Origin of the sequence: Collibacillus ludicampi, assembly GCF_023705585.1 — a bacterium.
Taxonomy (GTDB): domain Bacteria; phylum Bacillota; class Bacilli; order Tumebacillales; family BOQE01; genus Collibacillus; species Collibacillus ludicampi.
This window is the reverse complement of the sequence record NZ_BOQE01000001.1, coordinates 3,386,701-3,399,497: the sequence shown is the minus strand read 5'-3', so window position 1 is coordinate 3,399,497 and position 12,797 is coordinate 3,386,701. Positions and strand designations below refer to the sequence as shown.

The 12,797-nt window shown below is 47.9% G+C and carries 15 protein-coding genes and 1 pseudogene; all 16 read right to left on the bottom strand.

Translation table 11 applies throughout. From position 1 onward, the window contains the following. Positions 1–27 precede the first annotated feature (27 nt). Positions 28–585, bottom strand: a complete 558-nt coding sequence (gene frr, locus DNHGIG_RS17315) for a ribosome recycling factor (protein WP_282200765.1) — start codon at positions 583–585, stop codon at positions 28–30. Continuing rightward, positions 582–1,310, bottom strand: coding sequence for a UMP kinase (gene pyrH / locus DNHGIG_RS17310; protein ID WP_282200764.1), 729 nt, complete (start codon positions 1,308–1,310; stop codon positions 582–584). Before pyrH ends, frr begins: the two co-directional genes overlap by 4 nt. Before the next feature lie 101 nt (positions 1,311–1,411). Then, complete coding sequence (gene tsf / locus DNHGIG_RS17305) at positions 1,412–2,062, bottom strand: translation elongation factor Ts (protein ID WP_282200763.1); 651 nt, start codon at positions 2,060–2,062, stop codon at positions 1,412–1,414. Between the two features lie 108 nt (positions 2,063–2,170). After that, positions 2,171–2,866 carry a 30S ribosomal protein S2 gene (gene rpsB / locus DNHGIG_RS17300; RefSeq protein ID WP_282200762.1) on the bottom strand — a complete coding sequence of 232 codons (696 nt, stop codon included), beginning with the start codon at positions 2,864–2,866 and terminating at the stop codon, positions 2,171–2,173. Positions 2,867–3,032: 166 nt separating this feature from the next. After that, entirely contained in the window at positions 3,033–3,479 is a 447-nt protein-coding gene (locus DNHGIG_RS17295) for a DUF6115 domain-containing protein (protein WP_282200761.1), read from the bottom strand. A 17-nt stretch (positions 3,480–3,496) separates the two neighbouring features. Continuing rightward, the gene (locus DNHGIG_RS17290) at positions 3,497–4,249 is read right to left on the bottom strand and encodes a FliA/WhiG family RNA polymerase sigma factor (RefSeq protein WP_282200760.1); all 753 of its coding nucleotides are present in this window, start codon (positions 4,247–4,249) and stop codon (positions 3,497–3,499) included. Between the two features lie 13 nt (positions 4,250–4,262). Beyond that, the gene (locus DNHGIG_RS17285) at positions 4,263–4,631 is read right to left on the bottom strand and encodes a hypothetical protein (RefSeq protein ID WP_282200759.1); all 369 of its coding nucleotides are present in this window, start codon (positions 4,629–4,631) and stop codon (positions 4,263–4,265) included. A gap of 14 nt (positions 4,632–4,645) precedes the next feature. After that, complete coding sequence (locus tag DNHGIG_RS17280; RefSeq protein ID WP_282200758.1) at positions 4,646–5,128, bottom strand: chemotaxis protein CheD; 483 nt, start codon at positions 5,126–5,128, stop codon at positions 4,646–4,648. After that, positions 5,125–5,743: pseudogene (locus DNHGIG_RS17275) on the bottom strand (chemotaxis protein CheC). Before DNHGIG_RS17275 ends, DNHGIG_RS17280 begins: the two are co-directional and overlap by 4 nt. Then, a complete protein-coding gene (locus tag DNHGIG_RS17270) occupies positions 5,740–6,222 on the bottom strand; it encodes a chemotaxis protein CheW (RefSeq protein ID WP_282200757.1) in 483 nt (160 codons plus the stop codon). Before DNHGIG_RS17270 ends, DNHGIG_RS17275 begins: the two are co-directional and overlap by 4 nt. Continuing rightward, entirely contained in the window at positions 6,216–6,809 is a 594-nt protein-coding gene (locus tag DNHGIG_RS17265; RefSeq protein ID WP_282200756.1) for a CheB methylesterase domain-containing protein, read from the bottom strand. The genes DNHGIG_RS17270 and DNHGIG_RS17265 overlap by 7 nt, the downstream gene beginning before the upstream one ends. 20 nt (positions 6,810–6,829) lie before the next feature. After that, on the bottom strand, positions 6,830–7,696 hold the full coding sequence (locus DNHGIG_RS17260; RefSeq protein ID WP_282200755.1) for a MinD/ParA family protein: 867 nt from the start codon (positions 7,694–7,696) through the stop codon (positions 6,830–6,832). Then, complete coding sequence (gene flhF / locus DNHGIG_RS17255; protein ID WP_282200754.1) at positions 7,689–8,876, bottom strand: flagellar biosynthesis GTPase FlhF; 1,188 nt, start codon at positions 8,874–8,876, stop codon at positions 7,689–7,691. Before flhF ends, DNHGIG_RS17260 begins: the two co-directional genes overlap by 8 nt. After that, positions 8,876–10,912 carry a flagellar biosynthesis protein FlhA gene (gene flhA / locus DNHGIG_RS17250; protein WP_282200753.1) on the bottom strand — a complete coding sequence of 679 codons (2,037 nt, stop codon included), beginning with the start codon at positions 10,910–10,912 and terminating at the stop codon, positions 8,876–8,878. The genes flhF and flhA overlap by 1 nt, the downstream gene beginning before the upstream one ends. Positions 10,913–10,928: 16 nt before the next feature. Beyond that, complete coding sequence (gene flhB / locus DNHGIG_RS17245; RefSeq protein WP_282200752.1) at positions 10,929–12,005, bottom strand: flagellar biosynthesis protein FlhB; 1,077 nt, start codon at positions 12,003–12,005, stop codon at positions 10,929–10,931. Beyond that, positions 12,002–12,796, bottom strand: a complete 795-nt coding sequence (gene fliR, locus DNHGIG_RS17240; protein ID WP_282200751.1) for a flagellar biosynthetic protein FliR — start codon at positions 12,794–12,796, stop codon at positions 12,002–12,004. The genes flhB and fliR overlap by 4 nt, the downstream gene beginning before the upstream one ends. Position 12,797 lies beyond the last annotated feature (1 nt).

Below are 12,797 nucleotides of genomic sequence, written 5' to 3'. Positions count from 1 at the left end.
TAACCCCCATGAAAGGGGGTCGACAGTTTACACTTCCATGATCTCTTGCTCTTTGGCTGCAAGCAGCTTATCGATTTCCCCGATATATTTATCGGTCGTCGCTTGTACTTTTTCTTGCGCTCGACGGCTGTCGTCTTCAGAAAGATCTCCGGACTTTTCCATTTTCTTAATTTCCTCGTTAATATCGCGACGGATATTACGGATAGCAACCCGTCCTTCCTCCGCCATCTTCTTTGTTAATTTCACCAATTCTTGACGGCGTTGTTCTGTCAATTGGGGAATGACGATACGAATCACGCTTCCGTCATTATTCGGGGTCAGCCCAAGATCGGAGTTCTGGATCGCTTTTTCGATCTCTTTCAGCGCTCCTTTATCCCAAGGTGTAATAACCAACAACCGAGGTTCCGGAACGGTTACGTTCGCCATTTGATTAATGGGCATAAGGGTTCCATAATATTCGACTTGAATCTTGTCAAGCAATGCCGGGTTTGCCCGTCCGGCACGAACGGTTGCAAAATCACGTTTCAGAGCAGCGATCGCTTTCTCCATACGCTCTTCCATGTTTTTCAATGTATCATTGATCATACAGATCCCCCTTTCACAGTCGTCCCAATCTCTTCTCCGATAATCACGCGTTTGATATTGCCTTCTTCATTGATGTTAAAGACAATGATCGGAATATTGTTATCCATGCATAAAGAGATAGCCGTTGAGTCCATAACGCCCAACCCTCTATTCAATACATCGAGGAAAGACAGCGTCTCAAACTTGCTCGCGTTCGGATCGACCTTCGGATCGGCATCATAAACGCCATCCACTTGGTTTTTGGCCATCAGAATCACTTCGGCTTCGATTTCTGCCGCACGCAATGCAGCTGTTGTGTCTGTCGAAAAATACGGGTTGCCCGTACCGGCAGCGAAGATCACGACACGTCCTTTTTCCAGATGACGGATCGCACGCCTTCTGATGTAGGGTTCAGCCACCTGTCTCATTTCGATCGATGTCTGAACACGCGTATTTACACCCGCTTTCTCAAGTGCATCTTGCAAAGCGAGTGCGTTGAGAACGGTCGCAAGCATACCCATATAATCGGCGGTAGCCCGATCCATTCCCTGAGAGCTGCCAGATACCCCACGCCAGATATTCCCGCCGCCAACCACAACAGCAACCTGCGTATTAAATTCAACGATCTCTTTAATCTGAAAAGCAATGGAGTTGATCACAGCCGCATCGATCCCGTATCCGCTTCCACCCGCCAACGCTTCACCACTCAATTTGAGAACAACTCTCTTATACTTCGGTTGGAGCATTCTTCATCCTCCGCTTCAAAAAATGTTCCGCCCGGTTGATATTCTTCCGCGGACATTGGAAAAAAGGGAACACGATGAGTGTTCCCAGTCTAACAAACCGATTACGCCTTCACCTGAGCCATGACCTCAGCGACGAAGTTGTCCTCTTTCTTTTCCAGGCCTTCGCCCATCTCGAAACGAGCAAAGCGGCGAATATTGATGTTTTCGCCAATCTTCGCTATTTTTTCCTTGACGAGCTCATCAATTGTGATGTCAGGATTTTTCACAAATGGTTGCTCAAGCAGGCACACTTCTTTAAAGAATTTATCGATTCGGCCTTCAACGATTTTATCGACGATGTTAGCCGGTTTTCCTTCGTTTAATGTTTGTGCGCGAAGAATCTCTTTTTCCTTTTCTACAACTTCTGCCGGTACTTCTTCACGTCGTATGTATTGAGGACGCGATGCCGCAATATGCATGGCTACATCTTTTACGAAAGATCTGAACTCATCCGTTTTCGCCACGAAATCTGTCTCACAGTTGACTTCCACCAGAACGCCGATCTTTCCGCCCATATGAATGTACGATTCCACGATCCCTTCCGCAGCGATGCGCCCCGATTTTTTCGCAGCGGCAGCGAGGCCTCTTTCACGCAGAATTTCGATCGCTTTTTCCATATCGCCATTTGCTTCCGTGAGCGCTTTTTTGCAATCCATCATGCCAGCGCCGGTTTTTTCACGCAATTCCTTCACCTGTTGGGCTGAGATTGCCATGAATTGTTGCCCCCTTAAAAATATTATTAGATTCTTCTCAGAGATTCGAATCGCAAACAAAAAGGGCGGGAAAGGGTTCGCAAACCCTACCGCCACCCTTTCGTGTCATTACGCTGTTTGTTCGCCTTGATTCCCTTCGAGAATCGCATCAGCCATTTTCGCTGTGAGCAGCTTGACCGCGCGGATCGCATCATCGTTACCGGGAATCACATAATCGATTTCATCCGGATCACAGTTCGTATCGACGATCGCTACGATCGGGATGCCGAGCTTACGCGCTTCCGCTACTGCGATGCGCTCTTTGCGGGGATCGATGATGAACAACGCACCCGGGAGCTCCTTCATCCCTTTGATACCGCCAAGGAATTTCTCAAGGCGCTCCATTTCTTTGCGCAATACGATGACTTCTTTCTTCGGCAAAACATCGAACGTCCCGTCCGCTTCCATTTGCTCCAGTTCACGCAAACGTGCGATCCGTTTCTGTATCGTGTTGAAGTTGGTCAGGGTACCACCCAACCAACGTTGGTTCACATAGAACATCCCGCAACGTTCTGCTTCTTCTTTTACGGACTCTTGCGCTTGTTTCTTTGTACCTACGAAAAGTACAGTTTTGCCCTCTTGTGCCAAATCGCGCATAAAATTATACGCTTCTTCGACCTTCTTTACCGTTTTCTGAAGGTCAATAATATAAATGCCGTTACGTTCGGTGAAGATGTAGCGAGCCATTTTGGGATTCCAACGACGGGTCTGGTGACCGAAATGTACACCAGCCTCCAGAAGTTGTTTCATGGAAATGATCGCCATATCTTCACACCTCCTCTCAGAATGGTTTTTTCCTCCGTCGTCTTCATCTCACGCGAATCCGCTAGGCGGCACCTTCGCTCGTGATCGAACGACGTGTGTATTCACACCAGATGATACTATATCATACCCATTTTCCCGATGCAAGCGAACAAGCAGGGGGGCAGAATTATTTTTTTTCTGTCAAAGAAAGAACAAGTTGAACAACCCCGATACCGATCCCCAGTTGTTTGGCGATTTGTTCCATTGATAAGCCTTCCTCGTGAAGACTGAGAATTTTTTGATACCGTTTAGAAACAATGAAAACAGGCGCTCCCAATTGTTCTTGTTCATGATGGAACCCTTGCAATCGAGTTTCCAGTTCTGTCAGTCGTTGTTCCAATATCATGATGCGATTCTCATATTGAGCAGATTTGTCTTTCCAAACCGATTGCATGTTCCGAATCGCTTCCATCAAACGTTCATTTTCTTGCGTGAGTTCATTCATGAACGTTTCAAGCGCTGATTCCACTTGGAGGGTCGATGAACCGTTCTCATTGTTCAACCTGCGTTGTGCAAACATATACAAAACGATGACAAGTCCAACCAATGCGATGAATACGATCACAAGGTACACGCGCGCAGCCTCCCGCTTCAGCGTAATGAGTCTTTCTTTCGGCTTAATGCGCCGCGCAAACGGCAAATCGCTTTTGTGTGCAATTGGGAAATACGTGAAGGGGTGAGTTCAAGCACATCCGCGATTTCTCTCAAAGTGAGTTCTTCATAATAATACAGAGAGATGACCAGTTTTTCTTTCTCGGGCAATCGCTCGATCGCAGATGTCAAAATTCGGGCAACCTCTTTTCGTCTGGCCTCATTATAAGGATCCGCCGCATGAGGATCCGTTATCATATGTAAGAGCGACGTTTCATCGCCATCAGAAGAGATTGTATGATCGAGAGAAATTACCGTCCCTGCCTCGATTTCTGCAAGCCGGCGATGGAGTTCATCGAGGGAAATCCCCAAATACTCACAGATTTCTTCGTCTCTCGCTGCCCGCCCTTCCCTTCCCTCAACAACCGCATACGCTCGATCGATCTCCCGCGCCTGTTTCCGTAATTGCCGGGGAATCCAATCATTCTCACGCAACCCATCGAGTATGGCGCCTCGAATGCGCCAAACGGCAAACGTTTCAAATTTTACCCCTTCATCATCTCGATATCGTTTCACCGCTTCCATAAGACCGAGAATTCCCAAACTTACAAGCTCATCCGTCTGAATGAATGAAGGGAGAGATGAAGCGAGATGCTTGACCACACGATGCACTAACGGAAGATAATCCTCAAGCACGATCTTTGTCTGACGATCCGCGGGCCTGTCTTGTTGAATCGGTCTGCTCTGCATCATGCGTCACCACCTGTCAATCTTTCAACTGACGCAAAGCCTCGGCGATTTTGCGGGCTTGCTCATCATCGCTATCGGAATGATTGGTGGGAAGTTTCGTAAACGTCATAGGAATGAATGTATCATCGCTCCGATGAAAGCCTTGATTCGGCTGCGGTTTTTCCGGCGGAAGCGTCAAATCGATCTGAGTTCCCCGTTCACTTCCATCACGCTTTACGGCAGTATTCAAAAGAAAGTTCACAACCATTCCTGACACAAATAATACGAGAAAACCAACTATACCGCGAAAAACGCTTGTACCCCATGAATTTCCAGTGAAGACCAGACTCAAGATAAAGGTCAAGGAAAATCCCACGAACCCACAAATCAAAACCAAGCGCAACACCGACGTTTTCCTCTTCACACCGAAATGATCCCTCTCCTTGCTGTTCGGACGGTCAAAATTCCATCGACCGTGGAAAATTCGATCGTCCTGCCATAATTCCCCCCCGTGTCTTCCCCCATAACAGGAATCCCCAATCGGGAAAGCGCCATTTTCACCGCTTCTACATTGCGTGGGCCAATGCGCATCAAATCACTTTGTCCTGCGAACGTGAACATTTGTGCCCCTCCCGCCAATTTCGCCCACATGTTTCTTTTTCGTGCTCCTCTTTTTTCCATCCATTCAACCAGATAAGGGACCGCAGTATTCGCGTATTTTCCCCGGTTCACGTTATTTTCCGTTGAGGGCGACTCGGGCAACATCACGTGTGCCATCCCGGCCATTTTGCAAGTTGGATCATACAGGACGACGCCGACACATGATCCAAGACCGGTCGTGCGAATCACATCAGGAGTGTCTACCACATTCAGATCGGCAATGCCTACCTTCACTACGTTCATGAATACTCCACTCCTAATGCTTGAAATATCGTTTCTATCGTCCCAGGATCAGGCAACATGAAAAGATACCCCTCGATTTCACGGTTTTCATAGAGGAGTTCCGTCTCTACTACGAGTGCCAGATCGCCGATCTCTCCCATCGGTATCAGTCCCACGCTGAGAATCGCCCCCGCCATGTCGATGGAAACGGCAGGGACAGTTACTTGAATCTCTTTTTTTATGAAATCTGACATGGAGGAAACATATGAACTTGCGAGTATGTTCCCTACTTCGGAAATTGCGGAAATCTCCATGTCCGAGAATGAATCGGAGTGTTCGTTATCGCCCAAAATCGAAACGAGCAAACGCTTTGCACTATCCAATGTCAGTAGAAAAAAAAATATTCCCGGGAATCTCACCGACCGTACGAAGAAAAACACCGATGACGATCTGTTCGGCCCCTCCGAGGATATCAGCGATTTCATCGAAGGAAGCGATACGTACACAGGGAACCTTCATTTGAATTTCCTGTTGAAGCAACGTCGAAAGAGCCGTGGCGGCATGACCTGCTCCGATATTGCCGATTTCCCTCAGGACATCCAAATGAAATTCGTTTAAATTCAGTAATTCCGTCATAAAGACCTCTCCATTTGTTGTAACTGTTGAAATTCTTCCTGACTGAGCACTTGATCCAGATTCAAAAGGATCAGGAGACGCTCCGGCAGTTTAGCCACGCCGCGGATAAAAGAAGAATGAATCCCTTCCAAAAGCATTGGCGGAGGCTCAATCGCATGAACAGGTATGTCAATCACATCTGTCGCTGCGTCGACAATGAGCCCCACTTGCATATCATGGACAGAAACGATGATGATGCGGGTTTGCTGATCTTGGACAGTATCCCCTAAAGATAAACGGGTTTTCAGATCGATCACAGGCGTGATTACGCCACGCAGGTTGATTACCCCTTTGACAAACGCTGGCATTTGTGGCATGCGAGTGACCGGCTGCATCCTTTCAATCGAGCGGATCACACGGACTTCCGCCCCATACTCTTCTTCGTTCAGGCGAAAAACAATCACTTTCGTTTCTTTTTCCGCATCCTTTCTCTCTACCATTCGATCAACTCCTTTAAGCGTTCTGCAATTTGATCAACCGGGAGTACCCAATCGACACATCCCTTTTCGATCGCCGCTTTCGGCATGCCGAAAACGATACAAGATTCTTCCGCTTCCGCAATGGTTGTCCCTCCTGACGCTTTGATCGCCGCTAATCCTTCCGCCCCATCCCTTCCCATGCCCGTTAAAAGCACGCCAAACAAACGTGGGGGACTGGGCAAAACGACAAGAGAATGGAACAGTACATCGACGGAAGGGCGATGTCCGCCATAAGGAGGATCCTTCCGTAAAGAAATCTGAAAACCTCCTTTCGGTGAAGAAACGACACGCATGTGAAAATCCCCGGGCGCGATATATACCGATCCGTTTTGCAGCGGTTGTCCGTCTTCCGCTTCCGTTACATGCAACGAACACAGTCCATCCAGACGTTTCGCGAGTGACTTGGTAAAACGGGGAGGCATATGTTGGACAACAACAATGCTCGCCGGAACATCGGGGGAGAAGTGGGAGAGCAACGTTTGCAAAGCACGTGGCCCTCCCGTTGACGCACCGACAGCGATGATTGCGCTCATCGAAGTTGAAACCATGAAATTCCCTCGATTCTGTTTTAACTTCGTAATAGAGAGACCATCCGTTGCAAAAAGGAACGTACCCCTTTTTTCTCTCCGCGGATATAGGGCACGTTCAACAAGTGTGCGGCCACCTGTTGAATGCATCGGCTCGCTTTTGCATCAGGATAACAGGTAACAAATGGAACCTGCAGTTTGACTGCCTTGACAACCGAAGGATCATCGATAATTGAACCTAATGTTTCAACTTTTACTTGCAGAAATCGTTCGGCTACCAGCCTGATTTTCTCCGCCGTCTGTTCCCCTTCGTCACGAGTCGCCACGCGGTTTACAATCAGTCGAATGGGCAGCTCCTTGTTCCGGTTCGACACGAGCTTAATTAAAGCATACGCATCCGTTATCGACGTCGGTTCAGGTGTCGTCACGACGACCGCTTCATCTGCGCTCAAAATAAATCGAAGGGTTTGCGCGTTCAACCCTGCACCCGTATCGATCAAAATATAGTCAGCGTATCCTTGCAATTCTTGTAACTGAGAGACAACATATCGAATTTGTGTATCATCAAGAGTCAGAAGATCCTGTAAACCGGATCCTCCAGCAATAAATTTCAATCCATCCGGCCCGTTTTGCAAAATATCCCAAATTTTTGTGCGACAATCAAACAAGTTGACTAACGATTTCTGTGATGTCATTCCAAGCAAAACGTCGATGTTGGCAAATCCAACGTCCGCATCGATAACGATCACCTTTTTTCCCGCTCGGCACAATGCGATTGCAAGGTTTAGCGTGCAATTTGACTTTCCAACCCCGCCTTTACCACTCGTGATCGCAAGGACACGGGTTTTCTCCTCATCCGTCCGAATCGAGGAAACGATTTGACGTAATCGATGCGCTTGGTCAAACATACTGGTTCTCCCCTACAATCAACTTAGCAATAGATTCAGGCGTAAGGACTTCGATATCATCCGGAACGTTTTGTCCGGTCGTGGCGTAGGAAGCCGGTAACTGAAACTTTTGTACAAGGTTGTACATCGCACCGTATGTCGATGTTTCATCCAACTTTGTGAATAACAATTTGTCGATCTTGATCTCGCAAAAATTGGCGATGATCGTTTCAAGATCTGACGTTTTACTCGTCAATGACAAGACCAAATAGATTTCATCGGGATCGATCGCATGTAAAAGCGGATGTAATTCCGCAACGGGCATTTTCTGTGTATAGTTGCGGCCGGCTGTATCCATCAGAATCAGGTCTTTTTCTGAGAATTTTTGTAATGCTTGTACACAATCATCCGGCGTGTATACAATCTCCAAGGGAATGTTCAGGATATCCGCATACGTTTTCAATTGTTCGACTGCCGCGATACGGTACGTATCGGATGTGATCAAACCGACCTTCTTCCTCTCATGTAACACTTGGTGAGCTGCCAGTTTTGCAATCGTCGTTGTTTTTCCAACGCCCGTCGGCCCGATTATGGATACCACACGGCTGTCTCCTGTGATCGGAGACGGGGCCAGTCGACCGCCCATTTCATTTTGAATGATGGCTTGTACGACTTCGCGAAACGCTTGTTCGGACATGTTTTCGATATCATCGATATGCTGCATTCCTTTATGTATCAATCGCAACGCGAACGACTCATCCACTCCATTTGCCAGGAGGGTTTTCTGCATACGGCGAGCGACGGCTGGCACACCCGACGGCTCTGCCAAAAGGAAGGATTGAAACATGGAGCGCAATTGTTGTACCTCTTGGAGCAATCGTTCTTTCTCCGGTTCAACCTGTCCCTCTTCGTGTCTCTCAGTGCCACCGCGTGCGGAGAAAGCTTCAGGTTTCTTCATACGAATCGCTTCTTCCTGCACACTTTCCGTGAACGCTTGACCCCCTTTGAAGTGATCATTCGCTTTTTTCTCTTCCTCTTCAGCAGCCGCGATCACTTCGAAAGCGGTTCTGCCAAAAAAACCGAGAAATCCTCTCGTCTTGATTTTTTTCGTACTGATGATGATCGCATTTTTCCCCAAATCTTTTCTGATTTTTGCTATCGCTTCAGGCATCTCTTGCACCACGTAACGCTTTACGATCATCAGAGGCTCACCACCCCACCGCTTTGAATTTCAATCGTCGGATCAATTTCATTGTAAGAAAGCACCGGCAGATCGGGTAACACGCGTTCGATCAATTTGCGCAGATGCATGCGCACGCTCGGAGAGACCACCATGACCGGTTGAGTCCCGCTCGCCGAGAGGACTTGCATTTGTTCTTGAATCGACCGATAGATTCGTTGCGACACGCGCGGATCCAGCGCAAGATACGCGCCGTGCTCCGTATGTTGAATGTGGTCGAGAATCTCCTTCTCGACACTCGGTGAAAGAGTGATCACGCGAAGAGGCTGATCCCCTTCCTGCTTGAGGGACTGTGTAATTTGTCGGGATAAAGCCGCGCGCACATATTCTGTCAACAGATCGGGGTCTTTCGTATACGACGCGTAATCAGCCATCGTCTCTAAAATCGTCACAAGATCACGGATCGAAACTTTTTCGCGCAGCAAGTTTACAAGTACTTTTTGCACTTCCCCAATTGAAAACAGGTTGGGTACGACTTCTTCCACCAAAGCTGGATATTGTTCCTTCAAGGAGTCGATCAATGTTTTCGTTTCTTGACGGCCGAGAAGTTCGTGCGCATGACGTTTTAATACTTCTGTTAAGTGCGTCGCGACAACCGACGGCGGATCGACGACCGTATATCCGGAAAACTCGGCCGTTTCGCGCATCTCTTCAGTAATCCATAACGCCGGAAGTCCAAAAGCGGGTTCCCTCGTCTCGATTCCGACTACCCGGCTATCATCGACACCCGGACTCATAGCGAGATAGTGATCCAAAAGCAGCTCTCCGCGCGCCACTTCGTTCCCTTTGATTTTGATGACATACTCATTGGGGCGCAATTGAATATTGTCGCGAATGCGAATCACGGGAATGACGATCCCGAGTTCCAGTGCGCATTGGCGACGGATCATGATCACGCGGTCGAGAAGGTCTCCCCCCTGGTTCACATCGGCCAACGGGATCAATGCATATCCGAATTCAAACTCGATGGGATCGACATGAATCAGGTTGATAACATTTTCGGGACTTCTCACCTGCGCTTCTTCCTGTTGAACGACTTCTTCCTTTTTACGCAGGGAATCTTCTTGCAACATCTGCTGCATGCGCGATCCGCCGAAAGCGACGATCGCGGCGATCGGCAATGTTTTTAGCAAACCGATCGGTGTGAATAATCCCAAAGCGGATAATGCAGCGGCAACCACATAGAGCATACGCGGATATGCGAGAATCTGCTGAATCACATCTCGACTCAAGTGATTCTCCGACGCGGAACGGGTGACAACCAGACCGGTAGCCGTCGATATAAGCAGCGCAGGAATCTGGCTGACCAGTCCGTCACCTACAGATAACAAGGTGTAACGTTGCAACGCTTGCGATAGGCTTTCTCCGTTCATCGCCACACCGATAATAAAACCGCCGATGACATTGATAATGACGATGATGATCGCAGCGATCGCATCCCCTTTCACGAACTTGGAAGCCCCGTCCATGGCTCCATAGAAATCGGCTTCCTTCTCAATCGCTTTCCGCCGTTCCCTCGCTTCTTTCTCCGTTATCATTCCGGAATTGAGATCCGCATCGATGCTCATTTGTTTTCCCGGCATCGCATCCAAAGTGAAACGTGCCGCCACTTCCGCCACACGTTCCGCCCCTTTTGTGATCACGATAAATTGAATGACGACAAGAATGAGAAAGACGATAAATCCGACAACTGCATTTCCTCCGATTACAAAGTTTCCAAATGTTTCAATAACCCTTCCCGCATCCCCTTGAGACAAGATCAATCGAGTGGAAGAAACGTTTAACGCAAGACGGAATAAAGTCGTAATCAGGAGTAGTGACGGAAACACGGCAAACTGCAAAGGTTCACGAGTATTCATGGAAACCAAAAGGATCGTCAACGACAAAGAAAGATTGATAATGAGCAAGAAATCCAGCAACCAGGTCGGAAGGGGAATGACCATCATGACTACGATACAGATCACACCGACGATGACCGAAAAGTCGGATGCTTTCATATTTCTGCCCCCTCCTTTACACTTTCCTCTTCAATCGATAGACATATGCCAATACTTCCGCAACCGCTTGAAACAATTCGGGAGGAATCGTTTCACCGATATCCGTCGTTTTATAGAGGGTTTGTGCAAGCGGACGATTTTCCACAAGCACGATATCATGTTCTCTTGCCAATTTTTTTATACGCAAAGCGAGCTCATTCATCCCCTTTGCCAATACGACCGGCGCATTCATCGACTTGGCGTCGTACTGCAGGGCCACCGCGTAATGGGTCGGATTGGTGATAACGACATCCGCTTTCTTCAAATCTTGCATCATGCGGCGCATCGCGATCGCTCGCTGCCGTTCCTTGATCTTTCTTTTGATCATCGGATTGCCTTCGATACTTTTAAACTCCTCTTTCACTTCCTGTTTACTCATGCGCAGTTCCTTTTCGTACTCATACCATCGATACGCGTAATCCAATACAGCAAGTCCCATGAACATCAAAACCATCTTCCACATCAAAGATAAAGCGTTATCTCCGATGAAGCTCAAAATAGAAAATACATCCATGTCAACCAGATGGTCGAAACTGCGAACGTTCGATACGAGCGCATCGTAAGCAACATAGCCGATCAAGCTAATTTTGAGTATCGCTTTCAGCAAATCGACGAGAGAGCGCATGGACCACATCCGCTTGATGCCGACAATCGGGTTGAGCTTCTGCAAGTCCGGTTTTAACGGCTCAAGTGTCAATATGCTTCCGACCTGCAAATAGGAGATCGCCAATCCGGAAAGAAGAACGATTCCAGAAACAGGAAGACCCATTCTCGCAAATAAAAGAATTCCTTCCATAAAAAGCACATGCAGATTTCCAGGAGTCATGGATAGGGATACATACTCCGTCAGATCCGTTCGCAAAAACGAAAGAAAACTTTGTACGATCATCCCCGAAAATAGTTTGAATGCAAGCAATGCCATAAACAGTGTGACCGCCGTGTTGATTTCTTGACTCTTGACCACCTGTCCTTTCTTTCTGGCTTCCTGACGTTTTTTGGGTGTGGCTTTTTCCGTCTTTTCACCGGCAAATTGTTGCAGATTCCATCGAATCATGATTGGTTCACCATCACCCGCAACAATTCTTCCATACGATCAAACATGAAATGAAACATTTCGGAAAACATGACAACAAGAGCAGTCATACAAAGAATCAATATCAACAAGCCGGCGGCGATTTTAAATGGAAGACCCACGACAAAAATATTCAGCTGCGGCACACTTTTGGAGAGAACGGCAATCGCCACATCGGTAAGAAACAGAGCGACAACGACCGGTGCCGCCATCTTGATGCCCAAAAGAATCGCCGCTGTAAATATCTGGACGAAAAGAGCGAGAAAATTCCCCGTGATTGTAAACGTCCCCAACGGCACGTAGTGAAAACTCTGCAATATCCCCATAATCAACGCATGATGTCCGTCCATCCCCAAAAACAAGAGGATGGCGAGCAATTGTTTGAAGTTGCTGAATAGCGAACTCTGCACACCCGTTATCGGATCGAGGACGCTGGACAAGGAAAAGCCGATTTGTGTATCCATGAGCTGACCGGCGATTTGAAACACGGCAAACATAAACGCACCGACCATCCCCAGAGCGGTACCGGTCAAAGCTTCTTTGACAACCAAAATGAACCACATTCCTGTACTCCCCTGCGCGAGTGCGGGATCGTTCGCGTTTGTAATAATCATGGGATATGAGACAACACTCAAAAAGAAAGCGAGCCCCACACGAAAGCGAACAGGCACAAAACGCACGCTAAACACAGGTGCGACCAACAACATGCTGCCGATCCGAACGAAGACGAGAAAGAACGACAAAAGCTGTGAATACGTGAAAGGAATCTCCATC